Origin of the sequence: Derxia lacustris, from assembly GCF_002105195.1 — a bacterium.
Taxonomy (GTDB): Bacteria; Pseudomonadota; Gammaproteobacteria; order Burkholderiales; family Burkholderiaceae_E; genus Derxia; species Derxia lacustris.
The window spans coordinates 83,558-104,427 of sequence record NZ_MUHU01000004.1 but is presented as its reverse complement, the minus strand read 5'-3'; the positions used below and the strand labels follow the sequence as shown (position 1 = coordinate 104,427).

Below are 20,870 nucleotides of genomic sequence, written 5' to 3'. Positions count from 1 at the left end.
GGTCCGGCCGGCGGCGTCAGGCAGCCTTGGCTTCGCCCTTGAGGAAGGCCGCCAGCTCGGCATCCTCGCTCGACGCATGGATGGCGAACCAGCTCATCAGCTCGGCGGCAAAGCGCTGCACCGATTCGACATCGCCGCAGTCCCAGCGGTCGCGCACCCGGGCGATGGCTTCGAGCAGATGCTCATGCGCGCGGCGGTGGCGGCCGAGGTGGGCATAGCCTTCCTGCGCCATGAAGCCTTCTTCGGTCGCGGCATGCCGCAGCATGTGTTCATGCAGCGCCAGAAGATGCTCGCCAAAGTCGGCTTCAGCCGGATCGTTGAGGACGCCGACGATTTCCTCGAACTCCTTGTGGAGGTCGTCGATCGGCTTGAAACCGACCAGGATGCGATCGTGCAGCGTGGCGCCGGATGCGGCGGCGACGGGCTTGGGGGCGATGCTCGCTTCGGTCATGACGTCCTCCTGTGCGTAGGTGTAAGCAGACCTTAGTCGCGCCCCGGCAGGCCGCGATTGATGCAGCGCAAGCGCGGCGGGCCGCCCGAAAGTGGCCCGCCGGTACGCCGAAATCGGGCCGTCCGCCGCATCCGCGCATGCGCTTCGGGCACCGGATGGCCGGCGCTGCTGCCGGGGCGGGGGCGGCAGGGCCGGCTCGATTCTGTAGGCTTGGCCGATCCTGCTGCGCGCGCCAGCGGGTGCCGTCCGCGCGGAGTCGTCGTCGCCGGCAGTCGGGGCGCGCCGTCACCCTCTCTCTCCGGTCGCCATGATTCCTGCCGTTTCCCGTCCGCGCCTGGGTGCGCCTCTTCTGTCGCTCGCGCTCATCGCGCTGCCGGCTGTCACGCATGCGGCTGCGGAGGCCGCGCCGGCCGCGCTCGACCGGGTGGAAATCGTCGCCCGGCCGATGGCGGTGCTGCCCTATCGCCGGGCGCATGAGGTGATGGCGCGGGTGCGCGCCGCCAGCGCCGACCGGGTCGAGCTCGATCTGCGGCTGCTCGGCCGCGACGGCCAGCCGGTGCCCGGCATGGTGGTGCGCCTGCTCGGCCGCGACGACGAGGATTTCGGCGTGCTGACCCTGGCGCCCGACGGTCGGCTCGACTTTCCGTGGAACGACGCGGCGCTGGCCGCCGATGCCGACTTCGTGACCGACCGGCCGAAGAATTCGCTGTCGGTGCGCATGACGATCAGCGCCCGGCTGCCCACGACCGGCCTGCGCTACCGCGACCTGCGCGACGCCATCCTCGCGGCGCGGGAAGTGCGCGGCGCGGTGCTGCCGTGGTGGCTGCGGCTGGTGACGCCGACCATCAACTTCATCGACCTCTGCTACCCGGCGCCGGGCGCCACGGTGGCGCTGCGCGACAGCGCCGACGAGCCACTACGCCGCGCCGACCGCAGCAATGTCGACGACCTCGGCCGGCCGCTCCACTGCGCGCGCTTCACCGACAACGAGCCCGGGCTCGACCCGTCGGACCGCATCGAGCCGGCGCCGGGCTGGCAGCCGCGCTACGCGATCTCGCTGTTCTGAACCGGTCGGTTCACGAAGCGGTCACAATCGCGCCCCCGCACTGGGCGGGATTGACGGAAGTTGCAGATGGGGTGGTGGTCGAACGTGCCGATGCTGGCCGGCGCAGTGGTGCTGGCGTTTGCAGCCACGGTGCTGGCGGTGCTGTGGTTGCGGCGCGCGCGGCGCTGGCCGTATCACGCGCGGGTGCTGATGTCGCCGCCCGAGCGGCGGCTGTATGCGCTGCTGCTGCGCGCGCTGCCCGAGCATCAGATTCATGCCCAGGTGCAGCTGTCGCGGGTGCTGGGCGTGGACGCGGGCCATGACGAGCGCGAATGGTTCAACCGCATCAGCCGCATGAGCCTCGACTTCGTGGTCTGTCATCCGGATGCGAGCGTGGCGGCGGTGATCGAGCTGGACGATGCCTCGCACGACCTGCCCGAGCGCCAGGCCGCCGATGCCAAGAAGGATCATGCGCTGGCGTCGGCCGGCGTGCCGGTGCTGCGCTGGACCGTGCGCGACATGCCCGGCGTGCGCGAGATCCGGGCGGCGGTACCGCGCGCCCGGGCCTTGCGCTAGCCGCCGCTCAGCGCTTGCTGAACACCAGATCCCAGACGCCGTGGCCGAGCTTGAGGCCGCGGTTCTCGAACTTGGTCAGCGGCCGGTAGTCGGGCTTGGGCGCATAGCCGTCGGCGGTGTTCTGCAAGGCCGGCTCGGCCGACAGCACCTCGAGCATCTGCTCGGCGTATTCCTGCCAGTCGGTCGCGCAATGCAGCCGGCCGCCGGGCGCGAGCTTGCTGGCCGCGAGCGCGACGAAGGGCGGCTGGATCAGCCGGCGCTTGTTGTGCTTCTTCTTGTGCCAGGGGTCGGGGAAGAAGACATGGATCGCGCCGAGGCTGGCGTCGGGGACCATGTCGCGCAGCACCTCGATGGCGTCGTGACGCGCGATGCGCACATTGCCGATGCCCTGTTCGCCGACCAGCTTGAGCAGCGCGCCGACGCCGGGCAGATGCACCTCGCAGCCGAGCGTGTTGGTATCTGCAAGCGTTTGCGCAATCTGCGCGGTGCTGGTGCCCATGCCGAAGCCGATCTCGAAGATGACCGGATTGGCATTGCCGAACAGCGCTGCGAAGTCGAACCGGCGGTCGGGCGCGTAGTCGACCAGATAGCGCGGACCGAACTCGTCGAGCGCGCGCTGCTGGCCCGGGCCGACGCGGCCGGCGCGCAGCACGAAGCTGCGCACGCCGCGCTTGAGGATGCCGTCGCTGTGGCCGAGGTCGGTGGTGTCTTCCGGCGCGGTCTGCGGAACTTGCTGTGACTGCATCCGGCCCTCAGCGCGTGGGGGCGATCAGGCCGCCGGTCGGCGACGACGGCGTGGCGCTGTAGAGCTTGCGCGGCATGCGGCCGGCGAGGAAGGCTTCGCGCCCGGCCTCGACGCCCTTGCGCATCGCGCTGGCCATCAGCACCGGATCCTTCGCGGCGGCGATGGCGGTGTTCATGAGCACGCCGTCGCAGCCGAGTTCCATCGCAATGGCGGCGTCGCTGGCCGTGCCCACGCCGGCATCGACGATGACCGGCACCTTGGCCTTCTCGAGGATGAGCGACAGGTTCCACGGATTGAGGATGCCCATGCCCGAGCCGATCAGCGAGGCGAGCGGCATGATCGCCACGCAGCCGATGTCTTCGAGCGTCTTGGCGGCGATGGGATCGTCGCTGCAATAAACCATCACTTCGAATCCATCTTTGACCAGCACCTTGGCCGCCTCGATGGTCTCGGCCATGTTCGGGAACAGGGTCTGCGAATCGCCGAGCACTTCGAGCTTGACCAGCGTGTGGTCGTGGCTGTCGGTGCTGAGCAGCTCGCGCGCGAGGCGCAGCGTGCGGATCGCGTCGTCGGCGCTGTAGCAGCCGGCGGTGTTGGGCAGCAGCGTGAATTGATCCGGCGGCAGATGGTCGAGCAGGCTCGGCGCATTGGCGTCCTGGCCGATGTTGGTGCGGCGGATCGCCACCGTGACGACTTCGGCGCCGCTGGCGTCGATGGCGGCGCGGGTCTGGTCGAAGTCGCGGTACTTGCCGGTGCCGACCAGCAGGCGCGACGAGAAGCGGTGCTTGCCGATGTTGAGCGTGGTCATGAACGGTTCCTCGGAGGGCAGGTTGCGCGGCGGGCGGAGCGGCGGTGTTGCCGTTCAGGCCAGCGTCGGCGCGAGGCGGAAAGGGGGCGGCGCGGGCGGCGCGCAAAGCTTCATTTGCGCAGCACCTTTGCCTGATCGAAGTAGCGCAGCACGCGGCCGTCGGACTGCTTCAGATCCTTGTAGCTCAGGCCGGTTTCATGGCGGCCGGTCTTGGCGCGGTCGAGGTCGGCGCCGTCGGCGCTGGTGGGCAGCGCGAAGCGCAGGCCGGTGGCCGGCGGCGGCGCGAGGGTGCCGGCGGTGACGCCGGGCGCGCCCACGCCCGAAGGCGGCCTGGCGAGCGCCTCGAACAGCACGCGGCCGTCGGCGCGCGGCATGCGCAGGCCGAGCAGCCAGGCCACGGTCGGCGCCACGTCCACATTGCCCGACGGCTGCTGCACCACCGTGCCGGCGCGAAAGCTCGGGCCGGCGGCGACGAGCGTGTTGTGCACATCGACCGGGCTGAAGCTGCCGTGCATGCCGCGCGAGTTGAAGAAGCTGGCGTTGATGCTGCCGGGCAGGCTGCCGACGCGGGCGCTGGCGTCGTAGTCGAAGCTGGCGACCAGGTCGGGTGTGCGCAGCGCGGGCTGGGTGCCGCGCGGCGCGGTGGCGGTGCTGCCATCTGCGTTGGCGGCATCGCCCTCGGCTTCGAGCCGCACCGCGCTCATCGGCAGCGTGCCGGGCAGCTTGCCGTGGCGCGCGGCGACGAACAGCGCGCCGTATTCCTCGCGCGTCTGCAGAAAGCTCGCGAGCTTGCGCACCAGGGCGCTGTCGCCGCTCGGCACGTAGAAGTATTCGGCGCCGCCGTTGGCCGCGATGACCACCGCATTGGGCGGCAGGCTGGCCGGCACGCGGTAGCTGCGCGTTTGATAAGGCGTGCGCGGCTGGCCGCAGAGCGCGCCGGTCGCATCGAACAGCAGCGGATACACATTGGAGCCGTTGCGGCGCTGGCCGGCCATCGCCGAGGTCATGCAGCCGGCGCCGTCGAAGGCGGCGATGCCCAGGCGCGCCCGCGCGATGAGGTCGGCGGTGCGCGCCTCGCCCGACACCGGCCAGCCGTCGGCAGCGATGCCGTCAAGCTTGCCGCCGACGATGGCGCGCGGCGGAAACAGCGCCGGCGAGCCGGCCACGCTGCTGTGCCCGTGGTCGGACACGACGATGACATTGGTGGTCGTGGCGAGGCCCAGTTCGCCGAGCTTGGCCAGCAGTTCGCCGAGCCGCTCGTCCTGGGCGCGCAGCGCGAGTCGGGCGTTGGCGCTGCCGGGGCCGTAGCTGTGCTCGGTGCTGTCGGGCTCGCGCAGCCAGATCAGGCTCAGGTCGGGCGCGCGCACGCCGAGCACGCGGTCGAGATAGAGCTTGAGCAGCGCCTTGTTGGCCTCGGTGGCGCGCGGACCGGAGCTGTCGGTCGGATCGGCCGAGGCGATGCCGCCGCGCTGCGTGACGGTGACGACCGGCGCCTGCGCCGTGGGATTGCCGTTGTCGGGCGAAAGCGCCGGCTGGCCGCCGTGGGCGATGGGCGTGTTGCGCGGCAGCGCGAGGCCGGCGCGGCGCAGCTGCTCGGCCAGTTCGAGCGGGAATACCGCGTTCTCGTCGATGACGATGCCGCCGCGCTTGCGGTCCTGCAAGAACGCCGGGCCCGACTTGCCGACCACGGCGGTGCGCAGGCCGGCCTGCTGGGCGATCTCGAACAGCGTCGGCACGCGCAGCAGCCGGCCGTTGGCGGCCCGGTCGAGCGCGTCGAGCACGGCCCAGTCCTCGGTGAACACCGGCTGGCGGAAGTCGATCGGCCGGCCGGCGGCATCGGTGCCGCTCGCGCCCGGCGCCCACAGCGTGTTGCCCCAGAAGCCGTTGCCGGCCGGGTAGCTGCCGGTGGCCAGGCTGGCGGCGTTGATCATCGTCAGCGTGGGGAAGGTGGCGTGATGGTCGGCGAACCACACGCCGCGATCGCGCAGCGCCACCAGGTTGGGCGCGTCGTCGGCATTGATGGCGTCGGGCCGCAAGCCGTCCCAGACGAAGACGATGGTGCGCGTCGCCTGGGCCGGCGGGCGCGGACCGGTGTCGCGCGGCGCCGGAGGCGGTGCCGGCGGTGCGAACGACGGGTCGGGCGTGGCCGGCGTGTCGCTGTCGTCGGGCGCCGGGCCGGGCGCGGCGCAGGCGCCGAGCAGCAGCGCAAGCGCTGCGCCGGCCAGCGGCCGCAGCGCGGCCGGCAGACGGAATCCGGCGCGGATGGGGTGCGGCGGGCGCATCAGCCGCCGCCGACGGCGACCACGATCTCGATGCGGTCGCCGGATTCAAGCGCGGTATCGGCGTGGCGCGAGCGCGGCACGATCTCGCCGTTGCGTTCGACCGCGACGCGCTTGCCCGCGAGGCCACGCTCGGCCAGCAGTTGCGCGACGGTGCAGGGGGCAAGACGCTGGGATTCGCCGTTGATGAGGATGTCGAGCGCGGTCATGAGCTACGGGTGGCGAGGCACGACCGGCCTTCAGCACCGGGCAGGGCCGCGTGCCGGCGCGCAAATGAGTGGAGCGGGTGAAGGGAATCGAACCCTCGTATGAAGCTTGGGAAGCTGCCGTTCTGCCATTGAACTACACCCGCTCGGCAGGTTTCGCTGACGCGAAAGGCCGAGATGATACCGCCAGACGCGGCGCACCCGCTGGCGCGCCGGTCGGCGGCGGGCGTCAGACCGTCTTGTGCACGAAGGCCGCGCGTTCCACGTCGCTGATCCACACCACGCTGTCGCCGGGCGAGCCGGTCGATACCACCGCGACGATGGTGTCGAACAGCCCTTCGGCCACCTCGTCGGGCGCGACGATCTCGATGCGCACGCGCGGCAGCGAGTCCTTCAGCTCCTCCCGGATGCTGTGCCGGGCCTGCGCCGAGGGCGCGGCATGGCCCTCGGCCTTGATGACGGTCATGCCCGGATAGCCGGGCGCGCGGCGCAGCGCATCGCGCACGCCGGCCAGTCGTTGCGGTCCGAAAACGGCCTTGATTTCCTTCATGTCGGCTTCCTCAGTCGGCCTCGGGTGTGTCGTCGAACCACTTGTAGATGGTGGGCAGCATGACCAGCGTGAGCAGGGTGGAGGTGATGAGCCCGCCGATCACCACGATGGCGAGCGGCCGCTGCACTTCCGAGCCCGGCCCGGTCGCGAACAGGAAGGGGATGAGCCCCAGCATCGCCACCGTCGCGGTCATCATCACCGGGCGGAAGCGCATGCGCGCGCCGTCCTTCACCGCGTCGATCAGGCTGCGGCCCTGCTCGCGCAGGCCGCGGATGTAGCTGACGAGCACCACGCCGTTGAGCACCGCAATGCCCCACAGCGCGATGAAGCCCACCGACGCCGGCACCGACAGGTACTCGCCGGTGACGAACAGCCCGATCACCCCGCCCATCGAGGCGAACGGCAGCACCAGGATGATGAGCGAGGCCATCTTCACCGAGCGGAACAGCAGGAACAGCAGGAAGAAGATCGCCGCCACCGTGATGGGAATGATGATGCTCAGGTGGCCGAGCGCGCGTTCCATGTTCTGGAACTGGCCGCCCCATTCCAGGTAATAGCCCTCGGGCAGCTTGACCTTGGCCTGCACCGCCTGCTGAAGCTCGGCCACGAAGCCGCCGAGGTCGCGGTCGGCCACGTTGATGCCGACCACCACGCGGCGCTTGGCCAGCTCGCGGCTGATCTGCGCCGGGCCGTCCGTGACTTCGATCTTCGCGATGCTGGCGAGCGGCACATAGGCGCCGTTCGGCGCGCTCACGATGAGCTTGCGGATCGCCTCGACGTCGTTGCGCTGGTCTTCCGGCAGCCGCACCACGGCCGAGAAGCGCCGTTCGCCCTCGTAGATGTCGGTCGCCGCCTTGCCGCCGATGGCCATCTCGATCACGTCGTGCACATCGCTGGCGTTGAGCCCTTGCCGCGCGATGGCCTGGCGGTCGATCTCGATCTGCAAGTACTGCTGGCCGGTGATGCGCTCCACGCGCAAGTCCTGCGCGCCGCGGATGCCCTGCGCCACCTTGGCGATCTCGTCGGCCTTGGTCTTGAGGGTTTGCAGATCGTCGCCAAAGATCTTGACGGCGATGTCGGCGCGCACGCCGGTCACCATTTCGTCGACGCGGTCGGAGATCGGCTGGGCCATCACGATCTGCACGCCGGGCAGCACGGCGAGCTTCTTGCGCATTTCCTCGGTGATGGTGTCCTGCGTCCAGCCCTCGGGCCATTCGTCGCGCGGCTTGAGCGAGACGATGGGCGTCGACTCGTTCTGCGCCTGCGGATCGGCCGGCGATTCGCCCCGGCCCACGCCCGACACCGCGCTCTTCACGCCGGGCACCTGCATCACCAGCCGCATCGCCTCCATTTCCATCTTGATGGACTCTTCGAGGCTGATGTTGGGCACGCGGTTGATGCCGGGCACGACCGAGCCTTCCTTCATCTCGGGGATGAAGGCGCTGCCCAGAAAGGGCAGCAGCGACGCCGTGCCGACCAGCGTTGCAAGCGCGATCACCACGGTCTTCTTGGCATTCGCCATCGACCAGTTCAGCAGCGCGACATAGGGCTTCTTGATCTTGCGGATCAGCCAGGTGTCGTGCTCGTCGCCGGTCTCCACATAGCCGGGTTCATGGTGCAGCTGCTTCACCTTGAGCAGATAGCTCGACAGCACCGGCGACAGCGTGAGCGACAGCACCAGCGAGAAGAACAGCGCCAGCGCGATGGTGAAAGCCAGCGGCGCGAACATCTTGCCTTCCATGCCCTCCAGCGTCATGAGCGGCAGGAACACCAGAATGATGACGCCCACGCCGAAGATGACCGGCGTCGCCACTTCCTTCACCGCATTGAAGATCACGCGGATGCGCGACTCGCCCTCGTTGGGCCGGGCCAGATGCGCGAAGGCGTTTTCCACCACCACCACCGAGCCGTCGACCATCAGGCCGATGGCGATCGCCAGCCCGCCGAGCGACATGAGGTTGGCCGAGATGCCGAAATGGTTCATGGCCATGAAGGTGAGCAGCGGCGTGAGGATCAGCGTGGCCACCACGATCAGCGACGAGCGGATGTCGCCGAGGAACAGCAGCAGCACCACCACCACCAGCACCACGCCTTCCATCAGCACCTTCACCACCGTCATCACGGCCGAATCCACCAGCTCGGAGCGGTCGTAGTAGGGCTCGATGCGCAGCCCGCCGGGCAGCATGCCGCCGTCGTTGATCTCGGCCACGCGGGCCTTGATGCGCGCCACCACCTCCTTGGCATTGCCGGCCCGCATCATCATCACCACGCCGCCGACCGATTCGGTCACGCCGTTCTTCACCACCGAGCCGACGCGCACGGCGGTGCCGATCTGCACCTCGGCCACGTCGCGGATGTAGACCGGCGTGCCCTGCGATTCCTTCAGCACGATGCCGCGAATGTCGTCGAGGCTTTGCACCAGGCCGACGCCGCGGATCAGGTACTGCTCGGCGTAATGCGGCAGCACGCCACCGCCCGAGTTGGCGTTGTTGCTGGCCAGCGCCTGGAACACCTGCTGGATGGTCAGGCCGTAGTAGCGCAGCTTGTCGGGCGCGACGAGCACCTGGTACTGCTTCTCGTAGCCGCCTTGCGAGTTGATCTCGGCGACGCCCGAGATGGAACGCAGCAGCGGCCGCACGACCCAGTCCTGCACGGTGCGGCGCTCGGTGAGTTCTTCCACCGTCAGCTCGCGGTCGCCGTCATCGGGCCGGTCGAGCGTGTACTGGTAGACCTCGCCGAGGCCGGTGGACACGGGCCCGAGCACCGGCGCGATGCCGGCCGGCAGCCGTCCCGACACCTCGATCAGCCGCTCCATCACCAGCTGGCGCGCGAAGTACACGTCGGTGGCTTCGGTGAACACCAGCGTGATGAGCGACAGCCCCGGCTTGTTGAGCGAACGCAGCTCGACCAGGCCGGGCAGGCCGGTCATCGCGATCTCGATCGGCACGGTGGCAAAGCGCTCCACCTCCTCGGGCGAGCGGCCGGGCGCCTCGGTGGCGATCTGCACCTGCACATTGGTCACGTCGGGGAAGGCGTCGAGCGAAAGCTTGCGCGCCGCATTCAGCCCGAAGGCCAGCAGGATGACCGAGACCACCAGCACGATGAGGCGCTGCGCCAGCGCCCCGCGAATCAGCGACTCGATCATTGCCCCTCCATCTCGGCGCGCTTGCGCTCGTTGTTGAGATGGAAGGCGCCGTCGGTGACGATGGTCTCGCCGCCGCTCAGGCCCGACTGCACGATGCGCACGCCGCCGATTTCCTCGCCGAGCTTGACGGGCGTGAGCCGGTAGCGGTCGCCCTCGGTGCGCACGAACACGCGGTCGTCGTTGTCCTCGCGCACCACGGCCGAGGCCGGCACGACGAGGCGGTCGATCGGCAGCGGCTCGATCACCAGATTGGCCAGCATCGCCGGGCGCAGATGGCGCTTGGGATTGTCGACCTCGGTGCGGACCATGACGGTGCGCGTCTCGGGATTCACGATGTCGGCGACCCAGGTGATCTTGCCGACGATGGGCTCGACGCCGTTCGACGGCACCTCGATGCGCACGGTCTGGCCGGCTTGCACGCGGCCGATCTGCACCTCGGGCACCTGCGCGATGACCCACACGCGCGACAGGTCGGCGACGGTGAACAGCGCCTCTGCCGGCTGCACGACCTGACCCTTGTTCACCTTGCGCTCGACCACCACGCCGGTCACGGTGCTGACGATGGACGACACCGAGGTGATGGCGCCGGTGCTGGCGGTATGCGCAATCGCGCCGGCCGACACGCCCATCACGCGCAGCGCATCGGCGGCGGCGCGTTCTTCCACCGCCGCCACGCCGAGTTCGTTCTCGCGCCGTTGCAGCTCGGCCGAGCCGATCACGTCGGCGGCCAGCAGCAGCTTGGCGCGCTCCACGGCCTTGCCGGCGAGTTCACGCTGGGCGCGGGCCTTGAGCAGCGCGAGCTGGGCCGTGCCGAGTTCGGCGCTGTTGAGCTGCGCGAGTACCGCGCCGGCCTGCACCTGCTGGCCGGGCAGCGCCATCAGCTCGGTGACGCGGCCGGTGACGTTGGCGCCGATGCGCGCCACGCGTTGTTCGTCGAAGTCGATGCGGCCGACCACGCGCAGCGGCTCGCTTACCGGCGCGGTGGCGACCGGCGCGGTCTTGAGCTGGCCGGCCAGCGTCGGCGGCGCGGTCACCAGATTGGGATCGGCCGGCGCCTGGGTGGCGGCGCTGTCGGCCGGGCTTTCCTCGGTCTTGCCGCAGCCGGCGAGGGCGAGGGCAAGCAGGGTGGCGGTAAAGAGGTGGCGCGGATTCATGTTCATTCGCTGCGGGCCTGAAGGCGTTCGAGTTCGACGAGGGCGGCGCGCACGTCGTAGCGCGCGGCGCTGAGTTCATTGCGCGCCAGCCGGTAGGCGCGCTGGGCATCGAGGTATTCGAGGATTCCGCGCTCGCCGTAGCGGTAGGCGGCCTCGGCCACGCGCAGCGCCGCTTCGGCCTGACGCACGATGCCGGCCTCGTAGGCGCTGACCTGTCCGGTGGCGATGCGCCATTGCTGCCAGGCCACTTGCAGCGCCTGGTCCAGTTCCAGCTCGCGAGCGGCGAGGGCGGCGCGGGCGCGCGCCACCTCCGACTGCGCCGCGGCGATCGGGCCGTCGCGGCGGTCGAACAGCGGAATGCTCACGGACAGGCCGAGCTGGTTGGTGGCGATGTCGGGCGCGCGTGCCACGTTGCCGCGCAGCGAAAGGCCGGGCAGGCGCAGGCTGCGTTCGTAGTCCACGCGCGCCTCGGCGCTGCGCAGCGCGGCGCGCGCCGCGACCAGCTCGGGATGGCTGTCGAGCAGCTGGGCGCGGATGCGCTCGGGCGACGGCGGTTCGCTGCCCTCGGCGAGCGGCGTGTCGATGTCGCCTTCGAGGTCGAAGTTCTGCGGCAGCGCCGGCCCGACCGCGCGGCGCAGCTCGGCCTTGGCCTGCTGCACGCGCAGGGTGGCGGCCTGGGTGGCGCGCAGCGCGTTGAGCCATTCGGCCTCGGCGCGGATCTGTTCGTACTTGGGCGACTCGCCGGTCTTCACGCGCACTTCCACGCGCGAGCGGATCTGGTCGGCCAGCGCGAAGTCCTCGCGCGCATTGCGCAGCTCGGCGTCGCGCCGCAGCACGTCGTAGTAGCGCAGCTTGACCAGTGCGACGAAGTCGAGCGTGACCGCGCCCACGCCGGCGCGCGAGCTGTCGAGCGCAGCCTCGGCGGCACCGATGCGGGCGCCGCGCTGCGACGGATATTCGAGCGGCTGGCTCAGCGAATAGCTGCTGCTGCGGCCGTCGACCGCGCCGGGCTGGCGCGCCACCTGGCGGCCGGTCAGCGCCTCGATCTGCGGATTGGGGAAGGCGCGCGCGCCGGTCAGCCCGGCTTCGGCGGCGTCGATGCGGGTGCGTTCGGCGATCAGCGCCGGATTGGCGCCGCGCGCCAGCTCCACCAACTGGCGCAGCGAATAGCGCGCGGTGGCGGGCGCGGGCTCGGCGGCGCTGCGACCCTGGGCCAGCAGCGGATCGCCCAGGCCCGCGAGCGCGGCGGCGGAGCCCGGGGCGATGGTATGCAGTGGCGGCGGGGCGGCCGGCACGGCGGCGTCGGGCGACCGGGGCGGGACGGAATCGGCGGCGGACTGGGCCGCTGCGCTGCTGGCCAACAGCCCGCCGATCAGGCAGGCGAGCGCAGTGCGCAACAGGCGCGTTGGGGCGCGAGGCATCTTGGTTCTCGTTGGAGGGTGGTGCAGTGGATCGGATCCGGGGCGGCACGCGCGCATTCCGGAATGGCATCCGGCGCGGTGCTGCTGTGCCGCGCCTGACCTGCGGCCGGCGCGGCGGAATGGCGCGCCGCGGCGGCGCGCCTGGGCTGCGGCCTCAGCCGATGGGTGGGCGCAGCAGCGGTGCGGTGGCGGGCTCCGGCACCGCGAGCGTGGGCGGAGCGGGCGGGGCGTGACGGCCGGTCGGCAGCACGGACAGCGACGGCAGCGTCAGATCCATGTCGGGCAGCTCGCCGGGCGCCTGCGGCACCACCGGCACGCCGCCCGGGCTGGGCGACAGCCGCGTGCCGGCGTCGTCAGGGTTGGCGAACTCGCCCAGCGCCAGCGCCGTCTCGACCTCTTCCTCGAAATCCTCGGCCAGCGCCGGGTGATCGACGGTGAAGACCGTCAGTGCCAGCACCAGCGCCCAGATTGCCGCCATCAGCCCGCGACGCGACTTGCCGGCCAGTCGCGCCGGTACGGCGAGGCAGGCAAGCAAGGCAGTGCTGAAGGGGAAGCGGAGCGGCATGCAGGATGGCTGAGCAAGATCGCTGCCAATGCTGGCAAGCGTGGGCCGAACCATAGGTTGGACAGGCCTCGGCAGGTGAAACCGATGGTTTCATCGAGCTTTCTAAATTGACTATGCAAGTGATCGCAAATGAAGGCGCAAGCCTGACAAACCCCGAAATGCGTGCGTATTTGCACGGTATTTGCACCATCGGGAGGCGGCTCGGAGGGCGTATCGGCGGCCTCGCGCACAATCGGCGCCCCGCCACCGCCCGCTGTTTCGCGCCATGAATTCGCCAAGCACACCGCTGGAACGCCTGTTGCGCCATGCCGCGATGCCGGCGCTGGCCGGACTCATGGCGGCGCTGCTGGCATCGGCGCTGGTGGCCGGCGTGGCTCGCATGGCGCGCGACCGGCTGGCGATCGAGCGCCATGCCGAGACCGATGCGGCGCTGTTTCGCGTGCGCGACCAGCTCGACCGTCAGCTGCGCAATGTGCTGGCCATTCCCGAGACGCTGGGCGCGGTGGTGGCGGTGCGCGGCGGCATCGACGAGGCCGAGTTCGCGCTGGTGGCGCAGCGGCTGGTGGCGAGCAGCGCCTACATCCGCAATGTGGCGCTGGCGCCCGGCGACGTGATTGCTCAGGTCTATCCGCTGGCCGGCAACGAGGCGGCGATCGGGCTGCGCTACCGCGACCGGCCCGAGCAGCGCGACGCCGTGCTGCGCGCGGTGCAGACCCGCCGCACCGTGGTGGCGGGACCGCTGCATCTGGTCCAGGGCGGGCTCGGGCTGGTCAGCCGCACGCCGGTGTTTCGCGGCACGGCCGACGGCGCGGCGAGCCCGGCCTACTGGGGCATCGTGTCGCTCGCGATCAATGCCGACCTGCTGTTTTCCGAGGTGATCACGCGCGCCGGCACCGGCGATTTCGAGGTGGCGCTGCGCGGCATCGACGGCGCGGGCGCGACCGGCCCGGTGTTCGCCGGCCCGGCCGAGGTGTTCGGCGACGGCCCGGCGCTGATCGACTATCCGCTGCCCGGCGGCGGCAGCTGGCAGCTGGCCGCGCGCCCCACCGGCGGCTGGGCGCATCGCACCGAGCTGCCGGGCGCGCTGCTGGCGCTGGCGCATGGCATGGCGCTGCTGGTCGGCCTGCTCACCTGGCGGTTGGCGGTCGGGCATCGGCGAGTGGTGGCACTGGCCACGCTCGACCGCGTGACCGGGCTGCCCAATCGCCGGCTGTTCGAGGATCGGCTGGCGCAGGCGGTGGCGCTGGCGCGGCGGCGTGGCCGGCATGGCGCGCTGCTGCTGATCGATCTCGACGGTTTCAAGGCGGTCAACGACCGGCTCGGCCATCGCGGTGGCGACGAATTGCTGCGGCAGGTGGGCCAGCGGCTGGCTCAGGTGGCGCGGTCGGGCGACACCGTGGCGCGCTTCGGCGGCGACGAGTTCGCGCTGGTCCTGCCCGAAGTGGACGGCGGCGCGGCGGCGGCCGAGGTGGCGCGCGCCGCCATCGAGGCGCTGGCCGAGCCCTTGCCGGCCGGCGACAGCGCCAGCGCCCAGGTCGGCGCCAGCATTGGCGTGGCGGTGTTTCCGGCTGGCGGCGAGACGCTGGTGGCGCTGTTCGACCGCGCCGACCGCGCGCTCTACCGCGCCAAGTCGGCCGGCGGGCTGTGCGCCGAGCTGGCCGACTGACGCCGGTTCAGGCCGCCAGCAGCGCTTCGATTTCCTGCGTCAGCGATTCTGGCGAACTGGTCGGCGCATGCCGCGACACCACCTTGCCGTCGCGCCCGACCAGGAACTTGGTGAAGTTCCACTTGATCGCCTCGCTGCCGAGCAGCCCGGGCGCCGCCGACTTGAGATGGCGGAACAGCGGATGCGCGCGCTCGCCGTTCACCTCGATCTTGTCGAACATCGGGAAGCCGACACTGAACTTGGTCTCGCAGAAGTCGGCGATCGCGGTCGCGTCGCCGGGTTCCTGCTGGCCGAACTGGTTGCACGGAAACCCCATCACCACCAGACCGCGCCCGGCATAGGCCGCATGCAGCGCCTGGAGGCCGGCGTACTGCGGCGTGAAGCCGCAGCGGCTCGCGGTGTTGACGATGAGCAGCACCTTGCCGGCGAATTCGCCGGTGGTGGTCGTGCTGCCGTCGATGCGGCGCAGTTCGATGTCGGAGGGCAAGGTCATGGTCAAACCCGGGCGAGCGAGGAAGCGCCGCCGATGCGCTCGCGAAGCTCGTCGGCGGTGTCGCGCGGCATGTGGCCGCTGCGCAGATAGCGAAGATGCCAGCTGAGCGCTTCTTCTAGCAGATGCGGCGTGTGGCGTCCGGCGGCCTGACCGTAGGCGCGGCGATAATAGTCCTTGAGCGCCGGCTTGAAGTCGGGATGGGCGCAGTTCTCGATGACCACCTTGGCGCGCTGCTTGGGCGACAGGCCGCGCAGGTCGGCCAGCCCTTGCTCCGTCACGATCACCTGCACGTCGTGCTCGGTATGGTCGGTGTGCGACACCATCGGCACGATGCAGGAGATGTCGCCGCCCTTGGCCGTCGACGGCGTCATGAAGATCGAGATGTAGGCGTTGCGCGCAAAGTCGCCCGAGCCGCCGATGCCGTTCATGATCTGCGTGCCCATCACATGGGTGCTGTTCACGTTGCCGTAGATGTCGGCCTCGATCATCCCGTTCATCGCCAGCACGCCGAGGCGGCGGATCAGCTCGGGATGGTTCGAGATTTCCTGCGGCCGCAGCACGATGCGGCGGCGGTAGTCCTCGATGTTGGCGTACATGTCGTCGAGCGCCGCCGGGCTCAGCGACAGCGCCGTCGCCGATGCGCTGGCCAGCTTGCCCGAGCGCAGCATGTCGAGCATGCCGTCCTGCAGCACTTCGGTGTACGCGGTCAGGTCGTTGAACGGGCCGTCGTTGAGCCCGCCCATCACCGCATTGGCGATGTTGCCCACGCCCGATTGCAGCGGCAGCAGCTCGCGCGGCAGTCGGCCCTTGCTCACTTCATGCTCGAAAAATTCGAGGATGTGGCCGGCAATCTGGCGTGACGCCAGATCGGGCGCCGAGAAGGCCGAGTTGCGATCCTTCTGATGCGTCTCGACGATCGCCACGATCTTCGACGGATCGACCTTCAGATACGCCTCGCCGATCCGGTCATCCGGCCGCACCAGCGGAATCGGCTTGCGATGCGGCGGCAGCTGGGTGCCGTAATAGATGTCGTGCATGCCCTCCAGCGCCGGGTGCTGCCAGGAATTCACTTCCAGGATCACCTTGTCGGCGCAGTCGAGCCAGGTCTTGTTGTTGCCGATCGACGAGGCCGGGATGAGGTAACCCTCCTCGGTAACGCCCGTGACTTCAACGACCGCCCAGTCGAGCTTGCCCAGAAAGCCGAACCAGACCGACTGCGCCACATGCGACAGATGGATGTCGATGTATTCCATCTCGCCGGCATTGATGCGCTTGCGGCAGATCGGGTCCGACTGGTAGGGCAGGCGCATTTCCACGCCGTCCACCATGGCCAGCGCGCCATCGAGTTCCGGCGCGGTCGAGGCGCCGGTCCACACGCCGATCTTGAACTTCTGGCCGTTCAGGTTCGAATCCATGATCCGCTTGGCCAGCGCGGCCGGCACCTGCTTGGGATAGCCCGCCCCGGTGAAACCGCTCATGCCGACATTCACGCCGGACGGAATGAGAGCGGCGGCTTCTTCGGCCGACATGATCTTGCTTTGCAAGGCGGAATTGAGAACTCGGGAAGCGGTGGACATGGCGAATTGGGTTCCGGCGGGATTCGGATTCAAGGGGAAACAAGCCCCGTCAAATGATCCTGGGAACTGACGCATCGCTGACGGCATGCAAAAACGTTGTGGCTGGGACCCTCGCCCAAGCACCGTCGGAGCCCTTCCGCAAGCTGCCGCGAGTACCGGATTTGCCGTGTGAGTACCCACCGGTTTTCATGATGTGGATTATGAATCGGTCATCTTCTTAGGGGTGAGTCATTACGGGCGTGCGGAAACCCGGTTGGTACCAACTGACTTGCTGCGGCGCCGCAAGTCATCGCCGGCAGGGCATGACATGACTCACATTTTCGATGTGCGAGCGCCTTGGGGGGCGTATCAATCCGGATATCGCTCATGGAAAAATCCACTTGACCGCATGTCCTGATTAGCGATGGCGGCTCACTCGGTAATGTGAGATTTCGCCGAATCATTTCAGTTCCCGGATTGACAGTGCCGGTTGCCATGAAATGCGGCAATTCAAGTTGCGAGTCGTGCCGTTGTCCGTCGACTGCCCGTGGCTGGTTTGCATCCTGGCCGATGCCGCAGGTTCACCGTCCGAAGGAGCCCCCATGACCGCTGTACTCGCGTCGTCCGTTTCACGATTTCGACTTTCCGCCCCGCCGAAATCTGGCCCCGATGCTTTCGCACAGGCCATGCTCCATCGAATTGCCGCTGCATTGATCTTCATTTGCATCAGCCCGATATTTCTGCTGCTCACCGTGCTGATGGCTTTCGAAAAGGGCCCGATCTTTTTCGGCCATTTCCGGGTTGGGCGCGATGGCCGGATGTTTCGCTGCCTCAAATTCCGCACCATGGTTCCCGATGCGGAACGGGTGCTCCAGGAGTTGCTGGCACGCGACCCCGCGGCGCGCGAGGAATGGGCGCGCGACCAGAAGCTCATGAACGATCCGCGCATCACGCGCATCGGCCAGTTCCTGCGCAAGACCAGCCTCGACGAGCTGCCGCAACTGGTGAACGTGATCGTTGGCGACATGGCCCTGGTCGGTCCGCGCCCGGTCACGGCGCAGGAACTGCATCGCTATGGCCGCGCCCGCTTCCACTATCTGTCGGTCACGCCGGGCATCACCGGGCTGTGGCAGGTGAGCGGCCGCAACAACACCACCTATGAAGAGCGGGTCGAGCTCGACAAGCATTACGTCGAGAACTGTGGCGTCTGGTTCGATCTGAAGATCCTGCTGCGCACGGCCGTCGTCCTCGTCACCGGCGATGGTGCTCGATGACTGCTGGCAATTCGCTCGCCGCCCGCGGCGCCACGGCCCAGTCCGCCGCCGCCCTCAAGCCTGTGAGCGCCGCGAGCGGCAGCGGGATACCGGTCGTGCTGCATGTCGCCGGGCGGGTGGATGAACGCGCCTTCGCCTATCTGGGATCGGCTTGCCGCGCGCTCGATGCGCTCGGTGTCACCCAGGTGGTGCTGATGTTCCGCGACGACGAGCGCAGCCAGCTGCGCGCCGCGCTGCCGGCCGGCGTGCAACTGGTGCAGGTGCCCGGGCAATCGACGCTGCGCGGCTGGCTCGCCTTGCGCGGCGCCCTGCAATCGCTGCTGGCCGAGTGGCGCTTCACCGCGATCCATCTGCACGGTTTCATGCCCTGTCTCGTGAGCGCCTTCCTGCTCGGTCGCGATGTGCATCGCGGCCAAGTCTTTTACTCGCCGCACGGCTCGCGCGCGGTCACGACCTGGCGCGGTCTCGGTCTGTTGCTCACGCGTGCCGTGATGCGGCTGTCGGGCGTGGCGGCGCCGGTGCCGGTCGCAACCGTTCCGCACGAGGCGCACTGGCTGCGCCGATCCACCGGACTCGACACCAATCTGCTGGAAGCGGCGGTGGACGATGCCTATTTCACCGTGCAGCGAATCGACGAATCGCTCGGCAATTCCGGCAATTCTCCGCTGGTCATCGCGAGTTCCGGCACGCCGATCGATCCCGAGGCAGTCGATCGATTCACCCGACTGGCCATTTTTCTCGCCAGCGAAAATCCGCCGATTCAATTCCGCTGGTTCGGCAATCTCGACGGCGATTCGCGTGCGCGACTCAAGGCCGCCGGTGTGGAAATCATTGCCGAATCCGATGCCATGGCATTGGCAAATCGGCTGGCCAGCGTCGCCGTCTATGTCCAGGTCGATACCGAGGACGGCTTTCCGATTCATCTTGCGGCAGCCATGGCCGCCGGTTGCGCCTGCGTCAGCCATTTCTCGTTTTCGAATGCCGATCTGATTCGCCATGGCTCGACCGGGCTGATCTCGCACAGTCGCGACGAATTGCTCCGTTATGTCGGCTATCTGGTCGAGAACCCGGAGCAGCGCATCTCGCTCGGACGGCTGGCGCGCGACGAGGCGCGCCGCCGCTTCCGCATGACGGAATTCCGCGATGCCGTCAGCCGCCTCTACGGCCTGCCGCTCGCCGAAGAACTGGAGCGCGCGCATGTGCCGGCCTGAGCCGACCTGCGGCCATCTGCCCAGGCTGCGGCAAGGCCGGGCGCGACCGCCGGTCCGGCCGATGGCTGGTCGGGCGCGCTGATGTCGTCCCGTTCAAGCACCGGAGATTCGCGTCCCATGTCGATCCCGATCGCGCTGACGACGCAGGCCCTGCCCCGGCTGCGCAGTTCGCTGTCCTGGCTGCTGCTCGGCGTCGGACTGCTGGCGATGTATCTGCCGACCGTGGCCGGTCTGGCGCGAACCATGTGGTCCCAGGACAGCAATCGTCATGGGCCGATGGTGCTGGGCATCGCGCTCTGGCTGCTGCTGCGCGGCTTCGGCCCGGCGCTGGCGGCGGCAACCCAGCGCGGCGACCGTCCGCGTCTGCTCGGCGGCGGCTTGCTGCTGCTGGTCGGGCTCGGCTTCTACATCGTCGGCCGGGCGCAGGCGCTGCTGATGCTGGAAGTGGGCTCGCTGCTGCCGGTGCTGGCCGGGATCGGTCTGGCCTGCATCGGACCGCGCTTCGTGCGGCGGCTCTGGTTTCCGCTGGTCTTTCTGCTGTTCGTCATTCCGCTGCCGACTGCGCTCGTCGATGCCATTACCCAGCCGCTGAAGACCGGGGTGTCCACGCTGGCCGAGCAGCTGCTCTGGTGGGCCGGCTATCCGGTGGCGCGCCAGGGCGTGATCCTGTCCATCGGGCCGTTCCAGCTGCTGGTCGCCGATGCCTGTGCCGGCCTCAATTCGCTGTTCACGCTGGAGGCGGTGGGCGTGTTCTATCTGAACGTGGTGCGGCATCCGTCGGTACTGCGCAATGTCGGCCTCGCCGTGCTGATCGTGCCGGTCTCGTTCATCTCCAACACCCTGCGCGTGGTCACGCTTGCGCTCGTCACCTATCACTTTGGCGATGCGGCGGGGCAGGGCTTCGTGCACTACTTCGCCGGCATCCTGCTGTTCGTCATCGCGCTGCTGGTGCTGGGCCTGTTCGACCGGCTGCTGCGATTGGCCGGAACGGCGGTCGGCCGATGAGCGCGCTCGCGCCGGGCCTGCCGCGCGTGCCGCTCGCCTTCGCCTTCGGGCTGGCGGTGGCCATGGGCTGCGCGCCCCTGCTGTCGGATGCGCTGCGGCCCACCCAGCTGATGACTGCCCTCGACATCTCGCTCGAATCCGGCGTGCCGACCCGGCTGCGCGACTGGGTGGTGGTGCCGTCGCCGGCATTCCAGGCCAGTCTCGATCTCGTCGGCGACGGCGACGGTCAGGACAACACCAAGCCCTACGACCAGGTCGTGATGCGCGACTACCGCAACGAGGCCGGTGCGGTGGTCATGCTCGCGATCGCCTATGCGCGGGTGCAGCGGCAGGAGGTGAAGATTCACCGCCCCGACCTCTGCTACCGCTCGCAGGGCTTCGAGGTGCAAGCCATTGCGCCGGCCAGCTTCGCGCTGGTGTCCGAGAGCGGCGTGCCGGTCGTCGGCCGGCGTCTGCTTGCGCGCCGCGCCGACCGCCTTGAGGCGGTCGTGTACTGGCTGCGTACCGGCACGCAGTACAGCGATCGCGCCTGGGATGCCAGGTTGCAGATCTTCACCGACGGCCTCGAAGGCCGCGTTCCCGACGGTGTCCTCGTGCGCGCTTCGCAAATCGTCGCCAGTCCGGGCGATGCCGAGGCGGCCTGGGCGCAACTCGAAACCTTTCTCGCCGACCTCGTCGCCGGCAGCTCGGCCGACATCCGGCCCTTGCTGCTCCGCTGAT

19 protein-coding genes and 1 tRNA gene are annotated in these 20,870 nt (G+C 69.3%); 7 read left to right on the top strand and 13 right to left on the bottom strand.

Annotated features, from left to right (window positions below; all coding sequences use genetic code 11):
• Positions 1-16 precede the first annotated feature (16 nt).
• Entirely contained in the window at positions 17-451 is a 435-nt protein-coding gene (locus tag B9P64_RS05595) for a bacteriohemerythrin (protein WP_085315244.1), read from the bottom strand.
• Between the two features lie 307 nt (positions 452-758).
• Between B9P64_RS05595 and B9P64_RS05590 the strand changes: the two genes are divergently transcribed.
• Both B9P64_RS05590 and B9P64_RS05585 read left to right on the top strand, forming a co-directional pair.
• On the top strand, positions 759-1,517 hold the full coding sequence (locus B9P64_RS05590; RefSeq protein ID WP_085315243.1) for a hypothetical protein: 759 nt from the start codon (positions 759-761) through the stop codon (positions 1,515-1,517).
• A 66-nt stretch (positions 1,518-1,583) separates the two neighbouring features.
• Positions 1,584-2,072 carry a DUF2726 domain-containing protein gene (locus B9P64_RS05585; RefSeq protein ID WP_217808648.1) on the top strand — a complete coding sequence of 163 codons (489 nt, stop codon included), beginning with the start codon at positions 1,584-1,586 and terminating at the stop codon, positions 2,070-2,072.
• Positions 2,073-2,079: 7 nt separating this feature from the next.
• On the opposite strand, the gene trmB is transcribed toward B9P64_RS05585, so the two are convergent.
• The 10 genes from trmB to B9P64_RS05535 all read right to left on the bottom strand — a co-directional run bounded on the left by trmB (position 2,080) and on the right by B9P64_RS05535 (position 12,945).
• Positions 2,080-2,817 carry a tRNA (guanosine(46)-N7)-methyltransferase TrmB gene (gene trmB / locus B9P64_RS05580; RefSeq protein ID WP_085315241.1) on the bottom strand — a complete coding sequence of 246 codons (738 nt, stop codon included), beginning with the start codon at positions 2,815-2,817 and terminating at the stop codon, positions 2,080-2,082.
• 7 nt (positions 2,818-2,824) lie between these two features.
• Positions 2,825-3,625: a thiazole synthase gene (locus tag B9P64_RS05575; protein ID WP_085315240.1), complete on the bottom strand. Its 801-nt coding sequence runs from the start codon at positions 3,623-3,625 to the stop codon at positions 2,825-2,827.
• A 110-nt stretch (positions 3,626-3,735) separates the two neighbouring features.
• Complete coding sequence (locus tag B9P64_RS05570; protein WP_085315239.1) at positions 3,736-5,907, bottom strand: alkaline phosphatase family protein; 2,172 nt, start codon at positions 5,905-5,907, stop codon at positions 3,736-3,738.
• A complete protein-coding gene (thiS, locus tag B9P64_RS05565; protein WP_085315238.1) occupies positions 5,907-6,113 on the bottom strand; it encodes a sulfur carrier protein ThiS in 207 nt (68 codons plus the stop codon). The genes B9P64_RS05570 and thiS overlap by 1 nt, the downstream gene beginning before the upstream one ends.
• A gap of 69 nt (positions 6,114-6,182) precedes the next feature.
• A tRNA-Gly gene (locus B9P64_RS05560) sits at positions 6,183-6,256 on the bottom strand.
• An 83-nt stretch (positions 6,257-6,339) separates the two neighbouring features.
• Positions 6,340-6,660 carry a P-II family nitrogen regulator gene (locus B9P64_RS05555; RefSeq protein ID WP_085315237.1) on the bottom strand — a complete coding sequence of 107 codons (321 nt, stop codon included), beginning with the start codon at positions 6,658-6,660 and terminating at the stop codon, positions 6,340-6,342.
• Between the two features lie 10 nt (positions 6,661-6,670).
• Positions 6,671-9,805 (bottom strand): efflux RND transporter permease subunit, encoded by a 3,135-nt coding sequence (locus B9P64_RS05550; RefSeq protein WP_085315236.1) that lies wholly within the window; start codon positions 9,803-9,805, stop codon positions 6,671-6,673.
• Entirely contained in the window at positions 9,802-10,959 is a 1,158-nt protein-coding gene (locus B9P64_RS05545) for an efflux RND transporter periplasmic adaptor subunit (protein WP_217808649.1), read from the bottom strand. Before B9P64_RS05545 ends, B9P64_RS05550 begins: the two co-directional genes overlap by 4 nt.
• Before the next feature lie 2 nt (positions 10,960-10,961).
• Entirely contained in the window at positions 10,962-12,380 is a 1,419-nt protein-coding gene (locus B9P64_RS05540; RefSeq protein WP_085315234.1) for a TolC family protein, read from the bottom strand.
• A 154-nt stretch (positions 12,381-12,534) separates the two neighbouring features.
• On the bottom strand, positions 12,535-12,945 hold the full coding sequence (locus B9P64_RS05535; protein ID WP_085315233.1) for a hypothetical protein: 411 nt from the start codon (positions 12,943-12,945) through the stop codon (positions 12,535-12,537).
• Between the two features lie 265 nt (positions 12,946-13,210).
• On the opposite strand from B9P64_RS05535, the gene B9P64_RS05530 reads away from it, so the two are divergent.
• Positions 13,211-14,611, top strand: a complete 1,401-nt coding sequence (locus B9P64_RS05530; protein ID WP_085315232.1) for a diguanylate cyclase domain-containing protein — start codon at positions 13,211-13,213, stop codon at positions 14,609-14,611.
• A 7-nt stretch (positions 14,612-14,618) separates the two neighbouring features.
• On the opposite strand, the gene B9P64_RS05525 is transcribed toward B9P64_RS05530, so the two are convergent.
• Both B9P64_RS05525 and B9P64_RS05520 read right to left on the bottom strand, forming a co-directional pair.
• Positions 14,619-15,104: a glutathione peroxidase gene (locus tag B9P64_RS05525; RefSeq protein WP_085315231.1), complete on the bottom strand. Its 486-nt coding sequence runs from the start codon at positions 15,102-15,104 to the stop codon at positions 14,619-14,621.
• Between the two features lie 2 nt (positions 15,105-15,106).
• On the bottom strand, positions 15,107-16,681 hold the full coding sequence (locus B9P64_RS05520) for an acetyl-CoA hydrolase/transferase family protein (protein ID WP_085315230.1): 1,575 nt from the start codon (positions 16,679-16,681) through the stop codon (positions 15,107-15,109).
• A gap of 581 nt (positions 16,682-17,262) precedes the next feature.
• Here B9P64_RS05520 and B9P64_RS05515 point away from each other — a divergent pair.
• The 4 genes from B9P64_RS05515 (at position 17,263) to B9P64_RS27220 (ending at position 20,869) form a co-directional block, all read left to right on the top strand.
• Positions 17,263-17,934 (top strand): sugar transferase, encoded by a 672-nt coding sequence (locus B9P64_RS05515; protein ID WP_217808647.1) that lies wholly within the window; start codon positions 17,263-17,265, stop codon positions 17,932-17,934.
• Entirely contained in the window at positions 17,931-19,145 is a 1,215-nt protein-coding gene (locus B9P64_RS05510) for a glycosyltransferase (protein WP_085315228.1), read from the top strand. The genes B9P64_RS05515 and B9P64_RS05510 overlap by 4 nt, the downstream gene beginning before the upstream one ends.
• A 117-nt stretch (positions 19,146-19,262) precedes the next feature.
• Positions 19,263-20,150: an exosortase B gene (gene xrtB / locus B9P64_RS27225; protein WP_085315227.1), complete on the top strand. Its 888-nt coding sequence runs from the start codon at positions 19,263-19,265 to the stop codon at positions 20,148-20,150.
• Positions 20,147-20,869, top strand: coding sequence for an exosortase C-terminal domain/associated protein EpsI (locus B9P64_RS27220; RefSeq protein WP_085315226.1), 723 nt, complete (start codon positions 20,147-20,149; stop codon positions 20,867-20,869). The genes xrtB and B9P64_RS27220 overlap by 4 nt, the downstream gene beginning before the upstream one ends.
• Position 20,870 lies beyond the last annotated feature (1 nt).